Origin of the sequence: Pseudomonas frederiksbergensis, from assembly GCF_900105495.1 — a bacterium.
GTDB classification, from domain to species: Bacteria; Pseudomonadota; Gammaproteobacteria; order Pseudomonadales; family Pseudomonadaceae; genus Aquipseudomonas; species Aquipseudomonas frederiksbergensis.
Map to the genome: position 1 here is coordinate 5,866,762 of NZ_FNTF01000002.1, position 14,806 is coordinate 5,881,567.

General features: G+C 56.7%; 17 protein-coding genes. 2 read left to right on the top strand and 15 right to left on the bottom strand.

Features of this window, described 5'->3' with window-relative positions; genetic code table 11:
* The 13 genes from pal to BLW70_RS27710 all read right to left on the bottom strand — a co-directional run bounded on the left by pal (position 1) and on the right by BLW70_RS27710 (position 10,619).
* Positions 1 to 498 carry a peptidoglycan-associated lipoprotein Pal gene (gene pal / locus BLW70_RS27650; RefSeq protein WP_003178634.1) on the bottom strand — a complete coding sequence of 166 codons (498 nt, stop codon included), beginning with the start codon at positions 496 to 498 and terminating at the stop codon, positions 1 to 3.
* Between the two features lie 52 nt (positions 499 to 550).
* Complete coding sequence (tolB, locus tag BLW70_RS27655; RefSeq protein ID WP_074879460.1) at positions 551 to 1,852, bottom strand: Tol-Pal system beta propeller repeat protein TolB; 1,302 nt, start codon at positions 1,850 to 1,852, stop codon at positions 551 to 553.
* Positions 1,849 to 2,928, bottom strand: coding sequence for a cell envelope integrity protein TolA (tolA, locus tag BLW70_RS27660; protein ID WP_074879466.1), 1,080 nt, complete (start codon positions 2,926 to 2,928; stop codon positions 1,849 to 1,851). The genes tolB and tolA overlap by 4 nt, the downstream gene beginning before the upstream one ends.
* On the bottom strand, positions 2,928 to 3,380 hold the full coding sequence (gene tolR, locus BLW70_RS27665) for a protein TolR (protein ID WP_161807482.1): 453 nt from the start codon (positions 3,378 to 3,380) through the stop codon (positions 2,928 to 2,930). Before tolR ends, tolA begins: the two co-directional genes overlap by 1 nt.
* A 23-nt stretch (positions 3,381 to 3,403) precedes the next feature.
* Positions 3,404 to 4,099 (bottom strand): protein TolQ, encoded by a 696-nt coding sequence (tolQ, locus tag BLW70_RS27670; protein WP_008147369.1) that lies wholly within the window; start codon positions 4,097 to 4,099, stop codon positions 3,404 to 3,406.
* Positions 4,089 to 4,556: a tol-pal system-associated acyl-CoA thioesterase gene (gene ybgC / locus BLW70_RS27675; RefSeq protein ID WP_008147372.1), complete on the bottom strand. Its 468-nt coding sequence runs from the start codon at positions 4,554 to 4,556 to the stop codon at positions 4,089 to 4,091. Before ybgC ends, tolQ begins: the two co-directional genes overlap by 11 nt.
* 127 nt (positions 4,557 to 4,683) lie before the next feature.
* Positions 4,684 to 5,745, bottom strand: coding sequence for a Holliday junction branch migration DNA helicase RuvB (gene ruvB / locus BLW70_RS27680; protein ID WP_008147374.1), 1,062 nt, complete (start codon positions 5,743 to 5,745; stop codon positions 4,684 to 4,686).
* Complete coding sequence (ruvA, locus tag BLW70_RS27685; protein ID WP_046049661.1) at positions 5,746 to 6,360, bottom strand: Holliday junction branch migration protein RuvA; 615 nt, start codon at positions 6,358 to 6,360, stop codon at positions 5,746 to 5,748.
* A 115-nt stretch (positions 6,361 to 6,475) separates the two neighbouring features.
* Positions 6,476 to 7,000: a crossover junction endodeoxyribonuclease RuvC gene (ruvC, locus tag BLW70_RS27690; RefSeq protein WP_007945844.1), complete on the bottom strand. Its 525-nt coding sequence runs from the start codon at positions 6,998 to 7,000 to the stop codon at positions 6,476 to 6,478.
* Between the two features lie 155 nt (positions 7,001 to 7,155).
* Complete coding sequence (locus BLW70_RS27695) at positions 7,156 to 7,902, bottom strand: YebC/PmpR family DNA-binding transcriptional regulator (protein ID WP_074879469.1); 747 nt, start codon at positions 7,900 to 7,902, stop codon at positions 7,156 to 7,158.
* Positions 7,903 to 8,025: 123 nt separating this feature from the next.
* Positions 8,026 to 9,801 carry an aspartate--tRNA ligase gene (gene aspS, locus BLW70_RS27700; RefSeq protein WP_074879473.1) on the bottom strand — a complete coding sequence of 592 codons (1,776 nt, stop codon included), beginning with the start codon at positions 9,799 to 9,801 and terminating at the stop codon, positions 8,026 to 8,028.
* A gap of 122 nt (positions 9,802 to 9,923) precedes the next feature.
* Complete coding sequence (locus BLW70_RS27705) at positions 9,924 to 10,145, bottom strand: FmdB family zinc ribbon protein (RefSeq protein ID WP_010457489.1); 222 nt, start codon at positions 10,143 to 10,145, stop codon at positions 9,924 to 9,926.
* Positions 10,146 to 10,280: 135 nt separating this feature from the next.
* Entirely contained in the window at positions 10,281 to 10,619 is a 339-nt protein-coding gene (locus BLW70_RS27710; RefSeq protein ID WP_074879475.1) for a ribbon-helix-helix domain-containing protein, read from the bottom strand.
* A 483-nt stretch (positions 10,620 to 11,102) separates the two neighbouring features.
* Between BLW70_RS27710 and BLW70_RS31375 the strand changes: the two genes are divergently transcribed.
* A complete protein-coding gene (locus BLW70_RS31375) occupies positions 11,103 to 11,705 on the top strand; it encodes a cold-shock protein (protein WP_074879478.1) in 603 nt (200 codons plus the stop codon).
* A 61-nt stretch (positions 11,706 to 11,766) separates the two neighbouring features.
* On the opposite strand, the gene BLW70_RS27720 is transcribed toward BLW70_RS31375, so the two are convergent.
* Complete coding sequence (locus tag BLW70_RS27720; protein ID WP_008029236.1) at positions 11,767 to 11,973, bottom strand: SlyX family protein; 207 nt, start codon at positions 11,971 to 11,973, stop codon at positions 11,767 to 11,769.
* A 3-nt stretch (positions 11,974 to 11,976) separates the two neighbouring features.
* Complete coding sequence (locus BLW70_RS27725; RefSeq protein ID WP_074879481.1) at positions 11,977 to 12,402, bottom strand: HIT domain-containing protein; 426 nt, start codon at positions 12,400 to 12,402, stop codon at positions 11,977 to 11,979.
* A 916-nt stretch (positions 12,403 to 13,318) separates the two neighbouring features.
* Here BLW70_RS27725 and BLW70_RS27730 point away from each other — a divergent pair.
* On the top strand, positions 13,319 to 14,677 hold the full coding sequence (locus BLW70_RS27730; RefSeq protein ID WP_074879484.1) for an OprD family porin: 1,359 nt from the start codon (positions 13,319 to 13,321) through the stop codon (positions 14,675 to 14,677).
* Positions 14,678 to 14,806: the final 129 nt, after the last annotated feature.

Below are 14,806 nucleotides of genomic sequence, written 5' to 3' on the forward strand. Positions count from 1 at the left end.
TTACTTACGCAGTTCGACGCGACGGTTTTGAGCCCAGGACTGCTCGTCGTTGCCGGTAGCAACTGGACGCTCTTCGCCGTAGGAAACCAGTTCCAGCTGAGCTGGGGAAACACCTTGCAGTACCAGGTAACGCTGAACGGCTTTCGCACGACGCTCGCCCAGTGCCATGTTGTACTCACGAGTACCACGTTCGTCGGTGTTGCCTTCCAGAACAACGCGAGCGCCGTTTGCTTTCAGGTCCTTGGCGTGAACGTCCAGAGCGCGCATGGCTTCTGGCTTCAGGTCCGAACTGTCGTATTCGAAGTAGAAAGTGGTGATTGCGCGCAGAGCAGCTTCTTCGCTCAGGGAGCCGTCAACTGCACCAGTGTTTGCGCCGTAACCAGCGTTTGGATCTACAGCGCCTTCACCGGCATTGTCGCCGCCTTTGGACGAGCAACCTACAGCTACAGCCATGGCCAGAGCCAGCGCAGCAAATTTACCAAACTTCAGCATTTCCATCGTGAAACTCCTAATGAACCCCAATGTGTTAAGTACAACGTGTAGCGCCGCGTCAGTTCAGGTAAGGGGACCAGGAAGGTTCTCTGACTTCGCCTTGTGCGGTAGGAAGCGGGAGCCTTACGCGTCCATTAATGGACACGAGCATCAAGACTCCCCGGCCCTGCTGGCGGGTGGCGTAGATTACCATGGTGCCGTTGGGCGCAACAGTAGGCGACTCGTCCAGAGTGCTATCAGTAAGGATTTTTACGCTTCCGCGCTGCAAATCCTGGGCCGCCACCTTGAAATTAGTGAAACCTTCCTGACGATGGATCATCACCAGGGTCTTTTCATCAGCCGAAAGCTTAGGGTTGGCGTTGTAGTTACCGATAAAGGTCACACGTTCCGCACCGCCACCACCTGCACTGGTTTTATAGATCTGCGGCTTGCCGCCACGGTCCGAGGTGAAGTAGATGGTCGAACCATCCTTGCCCCAGAACGGTTCGGTGTTGATGCCAGGACCGTTGGTGACACGGGTGATCTGACGCGAACCCAGGTTCATCACATAGATGTCCGGGTTGCCATCTTTCGACAAGACGAATGCCAGGCGATTGCCATCCGGCGACCATGCTGGCGCGCCGTTCAGGCCTTCGAAGTTGGTGATCTGCTCACGGCGACCGGTGTCGATGTTCTGCATGAAGATACGCGGACGCTTCTGCTCGAACGACACATAAGCGATGCGCTTGCCGTCCGGTGCGAAACGCGGCGACAGGATCGGCTCGCGCGATTGCAGCAGGGTCACGGCACGGGCACCGTCATAGTCAGAACGTTGCAGCGTGTAGCGAGTGTTCTTTTCAGAGAAACGCTCAGCCGTCACGTACAGCAGACGAGTTGAGAACGCACCTTTGATACCGGTGAGTTTTTCGAACGACTGGTCCGCAATGTAGTGCGACATGTCGCGCAGTTGATCGACGCTGCCCGACACGCTGCCGGTCAGCACTTGCTGCTCGGTGGCGACGTTGAACAGTGCGTATTGAACCTGCAGGCGACCGCCCGCAGGAGCAATGCTGCCGACCATGACGTACTGGGCGCCCAGCGCCTTGAAGTCACGGAAGATGATTTCGCTGGCCTGGCTTGGCTGGCTGATCATGTTCTGTTTTGGAATCGGCGAGTAATAACCCGAGTTGCGCAGGTCGTTACCGATGATTTCGGCCATGTCGTCCGGCAGAACGCTGCCGCCCTGGTTGCCAAACGGAACGACTGCGATCGGGGTGGCCCGATCACTGCCGCTGGTGACCAGAATGTTTTTTTCATCAGCTGCCGCTATCCCTGCCAGGCAGCAGATAACGACAAGCATTCCTCGAAGAAGGTTTCTCACAAGGCTAGATCCTCAGGTGTGAATGTCATCTTGAATGAACGATACGGAGCGAAATCACTCGGCTTCATTCCCTGCATTTCTGTCAAACGTCCAATGTTCTTGACCGCCGCTACAGCGGAAGCGTCAAACGGACCATCGCCACTGGACTTGGCCACGCTCACCGAAGTCAACGTACCGTCCGGCAACATGCCGATTTGCAACACGACTGTCATGCCTTTGCGGGCCGAAGGTGGACGAGCCCAGCCTTCCGCTGCACGAGCACGAATCAGATCATCGAAACTACCGGCGACTTCGTCACCCTGCTCATCCGCCAAGGCCTGCTGACGCTGCGGCGTGTCAGAAAGCAGATCTGCCAAGGCCTGAGCCTTTTTGTCTTCGGCGGATTTACGTGCTGCTTCCTGCGATTTTTTCTTCGCAGCATCGGCAGCAGCTTTCTTCTTCGCGTCTTCGGCGACTTTCTTCTTCGCCTCTTCAGCTTCAGATTTCTTCTTGGCGTCTTCGGCGGCTTTCTTCTTCGCGTCTTCGACGATCTTTTTCTTCGCTTCTTCAGCGGCCGCTTTCTTGGCCTCTTCTTCAGCTGCTTTCTTGGCTTCTTCTTCAGACTTCTTCTTGGCTATATCAGCCAATTGTTTCTCTTCGGCCTTTTTAGCTTCGGCGGTCTTCTTGGCTTCATCGGCTTTCTTGGCTTCATCAGCCTTTTTTGCCTCTTCCGCTTTCTTCGTCTCGTCGGCCTTTTTGGATTCTTCGGCTTTTTGAGCCGCGTCTTCCTTCTTTTGTTCCGCGGCCTTGATCGCTTCCTGCTCGATCTTTTTCTGTTCCATCTGTTCGACTTCGGTCTGGCGTGCGGCGGATTTCTTCGCCTCACCCGCAATCTTCTGATTGGTCTGGGTGGTCGCCTGACTTTTCGATTTCAGTTGGTACAGGGTCGCCTGGACAATCGGCTTGGCCGGCGGCAGTTCGGGCGTGAAGGCGAAGCTGACGAACAGCATGCCAAAAACCAGCACGTGCAAGACAAGCGCCCAGACGCTAGGCCAGAAATAGCTTTCCGAGGCGGACGGCTCTCGCATTTGCTGCATCAGGGTGCCTCGGTAATCAAGCCAACATTACCGACCCCGGCTTTCTGCAATCCGCCCATGGCGCCCATGACAGAACCGTAGTCGACGGTCTTGTCGCCGCGGATGAACACCTGGGTACGCTTGCCACCTTCAGTGCCGGCGCGAATGATCTTGGTCACGGCGTCAGTCATCTGCGGCAAGGTCATGGCCTTGTCCTGTTGCTTTTCAGTGTCGACTTCGCTGCCAAGGTTCCAGTAGTAGGTCTTGTCAGCCTTGATCGAAATGGTCAGGACCTGGGTGTTGTTGTCCTGCGGCAAGGCTTCGCTGGAAACCTTGGGCAGATCAACTTTCACGCCCTGATTGAGCATCGGCGCGGTCACCATGAAGATGACCAGCAGCACCAACATCACGTCGATGTAAGGCACCACGTTCATCTCGGCAACCGGCTTGCGCTTTTTGCGAGCTCGAGCGATTAAAGCCATTGGAAATTACCTGCTTATTCTTCGCTGGTGTGCACTTTGCGGTGCAGGATCGCCTGGAATTCATCGGCGAAGGTGTAGTAACGGCCCAGCAGGGTTTCACTGCGCGCAGCAAAACGGTTGTAAGCGATAACGGCCGGGATGGCGGCGAACAAGCCAATCGCGGTAGCAATCAGTGCTTCGGCAATACCCGGGGCCACAGTGGCCAGGGTCGCTTGCTGGGCAGTGGCCAGGCCACGGAAGGAGTTCATGATCCCCCAGACGGTACCGAACAGACCGATATACGGGCTGACGGAACCGACGGTCGCGAGGAACGGCAGGCTCTGCTCGAGCTTTTCTTCTTCGCGGGAAATGGCGACGCGCATGGCACGGGCCACGCCTTCCATGACCGCTTCCGGGTCAACGCCTGGCTGCTGGCGCAGACGGGAGAATTCCTTGAAACCGGCACGGAAGATCTGCTCTACGCCTGAATCCGGATCAGGGTTACTGCCAGCCTGACGGTAGAGTTTGGACAGGTCGATACCGGACCAGAAGCGCTCTTCAAAGCTCTCCAGGGCACGTCGACCGGCGCGCAGCAGATTGCTGCGCTGAAAGATCATGATCCATGAGGTCACCGATGCGGCTACCAGGATCAGCATTACCAGTTGCACCACGATACTGGCATTGCTGACCAGGCTCCACATGGAGGAATGGTCGACGACGTTAGCTTCCACGCTTTATCTCCTGCTTTGAGTGTGTACCCGCGCCGCTCACGTCGGCAAAGGCCGCACGTAGAGCTTCGGGAATGGCCCGGGGTTTTAAACTGTTAGTGCGCACACAGGCCACCAGAAACTGCCCTTCGCAGAGCAGCGCATTATCCGTAGCCCGCCTGACCTGCTGTTTGAAGCGCAGGCTGACACGGTTCAATTCGATTACTTCAGCGCTTACCAGCAACTCGTCGTCCAGTCGCGCCGGCGCGTGGTAACGCGCTTCGCTGGAATGCACGACGAACAACAGGTCCTCACCTGCAAGCTGGGATTGGGCAAAGCCCAGCTCCCGGAGCCGCTCGGTTCGAGCCCGTTCCATAAACTTGAGGTAATTGACGTAATACACGATGCCGCCCGCATCGGTGTCCTCGTAATAAACGCGACAACGAAGTGCGAAAGGCTCAAGCCCGTTTTGCGCGCGCATACTCTAGTGCTTACTCCTCAGGTTGCCAATCCGGCCAGGCAACTGTTTTTCATTGATTCACGGCTTTCTGGCGAAAGTACGGTCCTGGGACCACACAAACCCCGAATATATCAGCGCGCAAAGGTTATTAATCGTCCACGGCATCGAGGAACTCGTCTACCACGGGCATCTCGCCCAATCGTGACGGGATGTTTAAACCGAAGTGCAGATACGCATGCCGGGTCACCACCCGCCCCCGTGGCGTACGCATGATGTAGCCCTGCTGGATCAGGTACGGCTCCAGCACGTCTTCAATGGTGTGGCGCTCTTCACTGATGGCGGCGGCAAGGCTATCGACCCCGACCGGCCCACCGTCGAACTTCTCGATCATGGTCAACAACAGACGTCGATCCTGGTGATCGAAGCCTCGCTCGTCGACATCCAGCAGGTTCAAAGCCAGGTCGGCAATCGGCTTGGTGATGTGGCCCTTGGCGCGAACTTCGGCGAAATCGCGAACCCGGCGCAGCAAGCGGTTGGCGATCCGTGGCGTACCACGGGCACGACGGGCGATTTCGAAGGCGCCTTCCGGGTCCAGTGGCAAGCCGAGGATATTCGCCGAACGACTGACAATCGTTGCCAGGTCGGCGGTGTTATAGAACTCCAGGCGCTGGACGATACCGAAACGGTCGCGCAGCGGATTGGTCAGCATCCCCGCCCGCGTCGTCGCACCGACCAGGGTGAACGGCGGCAGATCAAGCTTGATCGAACGCGCGGCCGGCCCTTCGCCGATCATGATGTCGAGCTGGAAATCTTCCATGGCCGGGTACAGCACTTCTTCGACGATTGGTGAAAGCCGATGGATTTCGTCGATGAACAGAACGTCGTGTGGCTCGAGATTGGTCAACAGCGCCGCCAGGTCACCCGGACGTTCAAGCACGGGGCCCGAGGTGCTCTTGATCGACACGCCCATTTCCTGGGCGATGATGTTGGCCAGGGTCGTCTTACCCAGGCCCGGCGGGCCGAAAATCAGCGTGTGGTCCAGGGATTCATTGCGCCCACGGGCGGCCTGGATGAACAACTCCATTTGCTCGCGAACGGTCGGCTGGCCAATGTATTCGGCCAGGCTGACAGGACGAATCGCCCGGTCCTGGACTTCCTCGCGATCACGAGGCCCCGGTGTGGCGGCAATCAGACGATCAGCTTCAATCACTTAGATCATTCCCTTCAGGGCACGACGAATCATGTCTTCACTGCTCAAACCTTTCTCCTTGATCGCAGAAATCGCCTTGCTGGCTTCCTGCGGCTTGTAGCCCAGGGAGATCAGCGCGCTGACCGCGTCATTTTCGGCGGTGGCGACCGGCGTCGTATCAGGCCCACCCGGCTGGTTTGGCACCAGGGCAAACATGGCCGGCACGGTTTCCCAGGCCTTGAAGCGATCCTTGAGTTCCACCAGCAAACGCTCTGCAGTCTTCTTGCCCACGCCCGGCACCTTGGTCAGCGCCGAGGTGTCCTGGGATTGTACGCAGCGGACCAGTTCATCGACTTCCAGGCTCGACATCAGGGCCAGGGCCAATTTCGGCCCCACACCATTGAGACGGATCAACTCGCGAAAAAAGTCTCGCTCACGCTTGCCGAAGAAGCCATAGAGTAATTGCGCGTCTTCGCGTACGACCAAATGGGTGTGCAAGGTCAGCGGTTCACCGACCGACGGCAAGCGATAAAGCGTGGTCATGGGCACTTCCAGCTCATACCCCAGACCGTTTACATCCAGAATCAGGTGCGGCGGCTGTTTCTCAGCCAGTGTGCCGCGCAAGCGTCCAATCACGTTTCAGATCCTTGAGCGTTGGCCAGATCAGTGCTGGCGACTGACAGAACGAGGGTTTTGCGCCGACGACACAGGCGCAAAACCCTCGCTCCATAAAAAATGATTGCTGATGCTATCAGAGACGCAGGCGTCCGCCACGACTGCGTGCCGTACCCAGGCCATGGGGCAACAGGCTGGAGCGGGTGTGAGCATGGCAAATAGCAATGGCCAGGGCGTCCGAGGCATCGATTTGCGGCTTGCTGGTCAGTTTCAGCATGTGCATGACCATCATTTGCACCTGCTCTTTATTCGCCGCGCCAGTCCCGGTCACAGCCTGTTTGACTTGGGTCGCCGTGTACTCAGCGATTTCCAGGCTTTCTTCCGCCCCGGCAACGATGGCCGCGCCGCGGGCCTGGCCAAGTTTCAGCGCAGAATCGGCATTGCGCGCCATGAAGACCTTTTCGATGCCCATGGTCACCGGCCCGTAGGTCTGGATGATTTCGCGCACGCCGCGATAGACGATTTGCAGGCGTTCATGCAGCTCGCCGGACCCTGTGCGAATGCAGCCCGACGCCACGTAAACGCATCCACGCCCGGTATCGCGTACCACGCCATAACCGGTGATGCGCGAACCGGGGTCGATACCAAGAATTAAAGTCATAACGCCTGCAGAAAGAGATCGCGGTGGCTTGAGGATAACTGTGTAGGAGCTGCCAAAGGCTGCGATCTTTTGATTTTCGATCTTAAAGTCAAAAGATCGCAGGCTTCGCCAGCTCCTACAGGGGTCAGGTGAAGGCTGCGATCTTTATCAATGCATCAACCGAGCTGCGCGGCTACCGACTCTGGAATGTCCGCATTGGAGTAGACGTTCTGCACGTCATCCAGGTCTTCAAGCATGTCGATCAGCTTGAGAACCTTCTCGGCGCCTTCCAGGTCGAGTTCGGCACTGGTGGTCGGCAGCATCACGATTTCCGCATCATCACCCTTGAAGCCTGCGGCCTCCAAAGCGTTGCGCACGGAATAGAAACCGGCGAACGAGGTGAACACGTCGATGGAGCCGTCTTCGTGGGTCACCACGTCATCGGCATCGGCGTCCATCGCCGCTTCCATCAGCGCATCTTCATCAACGCCAGGAGCGAAGGAAATCTGCCCCTTGCGCTCGAACAGATAGGCCACCGAACCGTCCGTACCGAGGTTGCCGCCGCATTTGCTGAACGCATGACGAACAGCGGCGGCGGTGCGGTTGCGGTTGTCGGTCATGCACTCGACCATCACCGCCACGCCACCCGGGCCGTAGCCTTCGTAGGTCAGCTCGACCATGTCGTCGGTGTCGGCAGCACCGGCACCGCGGGCGACCGCACGGTCGATGATGTCCCGGCTCATGTTCGCGCCGAGGGCCTTGTCCAGCGCCAGACGCAAACGCGGGTTGGAACCCGGATCGCCACCGCCCTGACGGGCCGCAACGGTCAGTTCACGAATCCACTTGGTGAAAATCTTGCCCTTCTTGGCATCCTGACGTTCTTTGCGGTGCTTGATGTTCGCCCACTTGGAATGACCCGCCATATCTCGCTCCGAATTCTCTTTGAAACATTGCCCGCCGCGCCATGATGCGCCAGCCAGCAAATAAAAATCTCGACCATTCTATAAAGAAAGGGCGCATCCGTAGATGCGCCCTTCTGGTCAGCCTTACTCAGCCTTAGGCGTTTCGCGCAGACGAATGTGCAGTTCGCGCAATGCCTTGGCATCTACCACACCCGGAGCCTGAGTCATGACGCAAGCAGCGCTCTGGGTTTTCGGGAAGGCGATCACTTCACGGATCGACTGGGCGCCGGTCATCAGCATCACCAGACGGTCCAGACCGAAGGCCAGGCCACCGTGCGGCGGTGCGCCGTATTTCAGGGCGTCGAGCAGGAAGCCGAATTTTTCTTCCTGTTCCGCTTCACTGATACCCAGCAGGCGGAACACCGACTGTTGCATTTCCTTGCGGTGGATACGGATCGAACCGCCACCCAGCTCGGTGCCGTTCAGGACCATGTCGTAGGCACGGGACAGAGCGGTCGCCGGGTTGGCTTCCAGTTCTTCCGGGGTGCACTTCGGCGCGGTGAACGGGTGATGCAAGGCCGCGAAGCTGCCGTCGTCGTTCTCTTCGAACATCGGGAAGTCGACTACCCACATTGGCGCCCACTGACAAGTCAGCAGGTTCAGGTCGTTACCGACCTTGATCCGCAGCGCGCCCAGGGCTTCGCTGACGATCTTGGCCTTGTCGGCACCGAAGAACACGATGTCGCCGTCAACCGCGCCAACGCGATCAAGGATCACATTGAGGTTGGCTTCAGGGATGTTCTTGACGATCGGCGATTGCAGGCCTTCAACGCCTTTGGCGCGCTCGTTGACCTTGATGTACGCCAGGCCCTTGGCACCGTAGATGCCGACGAACTTGGTGTAGTCGTCGATCTGCTTGCGCGGCATGCTCGCTGCGCCAGGAACGCGCAAGGCGGCAACGCGGCATTTCGGGTCGTTGGCCGGGCCGCTGAAGACTTTGAAGTCGACTTCTTTCAGCTGATCGGCAACGTCAACCAGTTCCAGCGGGTTACGCAGGTCCGGCTTGTCGGAGCCGTAACGACGCATGGCCTCTTCCCAGGTCATGTGCGGGAAGTCGCCGAATTCCACATCCAGCACTTCCTTGAACAGGTTGCGGATCATGCCTTCGGTAATGCCAATGATGTCTTTTTCATCGAGGAAGCTGGTTTCGATGTCGATCTGAGTGAACTCAGGCTGACGGTCGGCACGCAGGTCTTCGTCGCGGAAGCATTTGGCGATCTGGTAGTAGCGATCGAAGCCAGCCACCATCAGCAGTTGCTTGAACAGCTGCGGCGATTGCGGCAAGGCGAAGAAGGAACCGGCGTGAGTACGGCTCGGCACCAGGTAATCGCGAGCACCTTCCGGGGTAGCGCGGGTCAGGATCGGCGTCTCGACATCGAGGAAGCCGTTCTCGTCCAGGTAACGACGGATGCTGGTGGTCATGCGCGAACGCAGGCGCAGCTTCTCGAGCATTTCCGGACGACGCAGGTCGATGAAGCGATAACGCAGGCGGGTTTCTTCGCCGACGTCGGAGAACTCGTTGAGCGGGAACGGCGGGGTTTCCGCTTCGTTCAATACTTCCAGCTCGTAGCCCAGCACTTCGATCATGCCCGACGCCATGTTGGCGTTGCCGGCACCGGCCGGACGCAGGCGAACCTTGCCGGTGACCTTGACCACGTACTCGCTGCGCACGCGATCGGCGGCGGCGAAAGTTTCAGCGCGGTCCGGGTCGAACACCACCTGGGCCAGACCGTCCCGATCACGGATATCGAGGAAAATCACCCCACCGTGGTCACGGCGACGGTGAACCCATCCGCAAAGGGTAATTTCCTGGCCTTCCAGGCTTTCGTTCAGTTGGCCGCAATAATGGCTGCGCATCATGGTAGTGGTTTCGCTTCTCGTAATTCGAAATTCGGTTGGAGGCCTTGCTCATATCCGGCCCTGGTGAAAGGCGCCAGATGATGCAAGAGCTCGCTCGTGTCGTTCAACTCAGGCTCAAGACCCTAGTCAGCTTTGTCGCCGCCGGCCAGATTCTTCTTGGAACCGGTCTTGAAATCGGTTTCGTACCAGCCGGTGCCGCTAAGGCGGAAGCCCGGCATGGACAGCATCTTCTTAAGCTCTGGCGCCTGGCAGGCAGGGCAGTCGACCAGCGGTGCTGCGCTGATCTTTTGAATGGCTTCCAACTGATGACCACAGGAAGCACATTGATAGTCGTACATCGGCATGGGGGTTGTCTCGGCGATCAGATTGCTACCGCACACGCTGGGTTTTGCGGCAAAGAGCGGGATTATATCCATTAAATGCAGCCTGTGCAGCCGTAAGACTGCACAGACCGACACTCTATTCATTCACCCCTGTGGTCAAGGCATGGCGATGCAGCCACCTTCCTTCAGGCTGTGCACGACGCACACAACCCGCACCAGCCCGGTGAAATTCTTGACCCCGCCGTGACGCAAATGCACCTCGCGGTCCACATGGGACAACAGCGCACTGACGGAACAGCAGTTGACCTTGGCCATATCATTCAAAATATCCCAGTACACCTGTTCAAGTCGCAAGCAGGTGGCGAAACCATTCAACCGCACTGATCGGGATAAAGGCTGGGCCAGGCCCATATCAAATTCGCTGACAAATGGATCGATCCTTATCTCCTTGACCGGACCGACCTGCCCCTCGCTTCTCCTGTCTTCGTCATCCATTTCGTTGACACTCCTTAGCCATCCTTGCCTTCTTTAAGAGCAATATCTGTTGCCCTATAGAAGCGCAGGCGCATAGGTATATCCAGATGACTTTATGACCATCAACGTAGGAGAAGCCAACAATTGAAGGGCGATCATGGAGACCGTCCTAGGCCGGACGTTTTCCTACATAGTCAGACGCCATTTGACTAGCGCATAAGGGATTTAAAGAGACAGCAGACCGCAGCACCTACATAGTTTTCTTATGGACGGGCATGCGCGACGGTCACCTGCGACAAATCGACTCTCAGAGCACCGCTGGACTGCCTGATTTGAGTAGCCGCAGGCTTTGCTGTTAAATAGGTAGTGTGTCGCTACCGCCTATTTTCCGGGGGCTGCGCATAGGCTGATACCGGGTACGTGTCCAACGCCTCCTATTGTTCTGAAGCGAACCGTGCTCAATCAGCTCTTCCTTGTGATCCGTCTTAACGTGAGTTACTCAAAATGTTGAAAATTGTCCACCTGCTAATGGGCGCAGCAGCCTTGCTGCTGTCCTTCATCCCTAGCCTGCGATCCGAAGCCGTACCTTACCTGCAACAACCTGATGCGCTGTACCTGGCCTTTTTCGGCCTGCTCAACCTCACCCTCGCTCCTGTTATCCCTTACTGGAACAAAGGCCCGCGTCATCAATTGCAAAACCTGGTCAGCGCCCTGCTGGTTCTGGCCGTCGTCCTGCAAACCCTGACGCTGCTCGCGCCAATGCCTGTCATTGCCGGTCAACCTGCCGTTCTGTTCAGCCTGGTCGCTGCCCTGATTGCCGTTCTTCTGCACCTGGCCATCAGCTTCTACAAATCTTCACCGGCCGCCGCCTCGCCAAGCTATGACATGAGCAACCGCGATACCGGTACCGTAAAGTGGTTCAACACATCCAAAGGCTTCGGCTTTATTTCCCGTGATTCCGGCGATGATATTTTCGTGCATTTCCGGGCCATTCGTGGCGAAGGTCACCGCGTCCTGGTCGAAGGCCAGCGTGTGGAGTTCTCCGTCATGAACCGCGACAAGGGCCTGCAAGCCGAAGATGTGATCGCCGCACTGCCGCGTCGCTGATCCAAGGCTAAAAAAAAACCGCGAACAGCCAGGCTGTTCGCGGTTTTTTATTGCGTGCCGTCTAGTAATGCGGTGGTGGCGCCTCTTCTTCGAACGTCTCGAACTGACCGGCCATTTCTTCTTGCCGCTTGAGCAATGCGGCCATTTGCAGCTGCAAGCGCTCCACTGCACGCTGCTGCGTCGCCAGCACATCGCTCAGTGCCTGGATGGTGTCATCCTGAAACGCCAGTTGGCTCTCCAGATCGGTAACGCGTTCTTCCAGGCTCATGATTCAACCCTCCAGAAACGTAAAATCATCGGTCAATACCAGGCGCAACCGTTCGCGTATCAACGCGATCTGCTCCGAACCATAAGGTTTGGCCGGGTGTTTACCCCAGACCGGTGCCGGCCAGGCGGCGTCTTCACGCTTGCGCACTATCACATGCATGTGCAACTGACTGACGACGTTACCCAGGGCCGCGACATTCAATTTGTCCGCGTCGAACGAGTCCTTGAGCATTTCCGCCAGTGCGGTCGTTTCCTGCCACAGCTGCTGTTGATCTGCGACATCCAACTGAAATATCTCACTGATATCCTCGCGTCGCGGCACCAGAATGAACCAGGGGTAGTTCGAATCATTGGACAGCAGCAACCGGCAGAGTGGGAAATCCCCGATCGGTAACGTGTCTTGTTGAAGCCGTGGATCTAGAACGAACACTGCGCGCACTCCCGCCTGGTCATCAATTTCAGCTTAGCGTCCATTCCGAGAGACGGCGCACCAAGCGACAGGACGGCAGCATACCTGCGAACGCCGCCGGCTTCACGACGAACCATGGCCGAAGCCAACCCGAGAAAGCACAAACGACCAGCCACGCGCCCCGACATGAATCGTTTTCGATCAGGACGCACCATTACAGAACCAGCAACCACACAAAAAACGCCGAACTGACTGATAAACAACGACCCGTTCAATGTTGCCAAACGACCGCACTGTATGAATTCGGTACAGTGATTAAAATTTTTTGCACCAAAACCGCACAGCGCGTCTACGCTGAGTCGGTCAGGCATCCGCCATTTACTCACTGGTGGGGTGAACCGGTAACGTTTTGGGTTGTCATGCAGTCGGCCACAAGGGTGCAACACGACGCAAACCATGGCGTCAAGCCCAAACAAAATATGGATGAACACCCCGGTTTTATGAGGTTTTTACAGCGACAGGCAGGCTTTCAGAAAAAAAACCGTCAGGATTCTGATTTGTGCACGTTTGTTGCATTCACACCCACATCGCCTTTAAAGCGTCCGCTGGAAGTGGACGCCTTAAGGCAAATAAAAACAGCGGCAGGGTTGCCCGATGGAGATTCAAGCGTTTCACCCAGGGACTCTTTTTACCGATGCTCAGGTCCTGGAAAACAACGCTAAAAGTTGTCAGTCCGCTTGCGTCGGGGCTGTAAATTTGCGACATCTACCAAGCTGTTTGCGACAGGGTCGTAAAGAAGCTGAAAGGTTAGATGCGCAAGTATCGCCAACATGGTCGGCGTGATATAAGTTTGCGCCGACACAAAAAGAAAGAGCCGCCCAGATAATAAATCAGGTGGGACGGCAGTACTCTTCTAAAACCAAAGGAGCAAATCACGATGCGCGTGATGAAGTGGAGCATGATCGCACTGGCAGTTGCAGCAGCAGCCAGTACTCAAATGGCTACGGCCGCACCTTTTGTAAGTGACCAGGCTGAAGCCAAAGGTTTTGTTGAAGACAGCTCGTTGAACTTGCTGGTTCGCAACTACTACTTCAACCGTGATAACAAAGATGGCGCCAACGACCAGAAAGACTGGACCCAAGGTCTTTGGGGCAACTACAGCTCCGGTTACACTCAGGGCCTGATCGGCGTCGGCGTCGATGCGTTCGGTTACCTGGCAATCAAGCTGGACGGTGGCGATGGCACCGGCGGCACCGGCAACATGAGCCGTAGCGACACCCGAAATGCCAGCGGTTATCGCGAAGTCAACGACAGCCAGGGCAAAGCCGGCGGCGCCGTTAAATTCCGCGTATCCAAAACCGAGCTGAAAGTCGGTGAGATGCAGCCAAGCACTGCTCCAGTGTTCGCTGTTGGTGGCTCCCGCATCCTTCCTCAAACTGCCAGCGGTATCCAACTGCAAAGCAGCGAAATCAAAGACCTCGACCTCGAAGCTGGTCACTTCTACTCGGCTTCCAGCCAGGACAAGAACGCCAGCGATGGCGGCCTGTACGCAACCTATGCGAACTTCAGCGATGGTGAAGAAGCCAACAAGATCGACTATTTCGGCGGCAAGTATGGTTTCACTGACAACCTGAGCGCCTCGCTTTATGGTGCCAAGCTCGAAGACATCTGGAACCAGTACTACGCGAATTTGAACTACACCCTTCCGCTGACTGACAGTCAGTCGATCAACTTCGACGGTAACATCTACAACACCCAAGACACCGGTGACGCTAAAGTAGGCGATATCAGCAACACCACCTACTCGCTGGCCGCGGCTTACTCGTTCCTGAAGGCGCACACCATCACCCTGGGCTTCCAGAAGGTCAACGGTGATACTCCGTTCGACTACATCGGGGTGGGCAAAAACAACCGTGGTGGCGACTCGATTTTCCTCGCCAACTCCATCCAGTACTCCGACTTCAACGGTCCTAACGAGAAATCGGCACAAATCCGTTACGACCTGAAAATGGCTGAATACGGCGTTCCTGGTCTGAGCTTCATGACCCGTTACGTAAAAGGTTGGGACATCGACGGCACCAACACTCCAACAAACAGCGCTTACGCTGGTATGTACGGTGCAGACGGCAAGCACAACGAAACCAACTTCGAAGCCAAGTACGTTGTACAGAACGGCCCAGCGAAAGACCTGTCCTTCCGTATCCGTCAGGCATGGCACTTCGCTAACAGCGACCAAGGTGAAGGCGATATCAAAGAGTTCCGTCTGATCGTTGACTACCCGCTGTCGATCTTGTAATCGCAAGCAGTTAATTTGCGGTAACAAACAAAAGGCCCATCTTCGGATGGGCCTTTTTTATTGGCTACAACTCAGCATTTAAATGATCGACTTTTTCCAGAACATGCCTGACCCAACAGTCAGGCATTG

Coding starts and splice junctions, on each gene's coding strand:
- pal (WP_003178634.1), bottom strand. CDS start 498: ATGGAAATGCTGAAGTTTGGTAAATTTGCTGCGCTGGCTCTGGCCATG.
- tolA (WP_074879466.1), bottom strand. CDS start 2,928: ATGCAGCAAATGCGAGAGCCGTCCGCCTCGGAAAGCTATTTCTGGCCT.
- ybgC (WP_008147372.1), bottom strand. CDS start 4,556: ATGCGCGCGCAAAACGGGCTTGAGCCTTTCGCACTTCGTTGTCGCGTT.
- ruvC (WP_007945844.1), bottom strand. CDS start 7,000: ATGACTTTAATTCTTGGTATCGACCCCGGTTCGCGCATCACCGGTTAT.
- BLW70_RS27695 (WP_074879469.1), bottom strand. CDS start 7,902: ATGGCGGGTCATTCCAAGTGGGCGAACATCAAGCACCGCAAAGAACGT.
- aspS (WP_074879473.1), bottom strand. CDS start 9,801: ATGATGCGCAGCCATTATTGCGGCCAACTGAACGAAAGCCTGGAAGGC.
- BLW70_RS27705 (WP_010457489.1), bottom strand. CDS start 10,145: ATGCCGATGTACGACTATCAATGTGCTTCCTGTGGTCATCAGTTGGAA.
- BLW70_RS27710 (WP_074879475.1), bottom strand. CDS start 10,619: ATGGATGACGAAGACAGGAGAAGCGAGGGGCAGGTCGGTCCGGTCAAG.
- BLW70_RS31375 (WP_074879478.1), top strand. CDS start 11,103: ATGTTGAAAATTGTCCACCTGCTAATGGGCGCAGCAGCCTTGCTGCTG.
- BLW70_RS27720 (WP_008029236.1), bottom strand. CDS start 11,973: ATGAGCCTGGAAGAACGCGTTACCGATCTGGAGAGCCAACTGGCGTTT.
- BLW70_RS27730 (WP_074879484.1), top strand. CDS start 13,319: ATGCGCGTGATGAAGTGGAGCATGATCGCACTGGCAGTTGCAGCAGCA.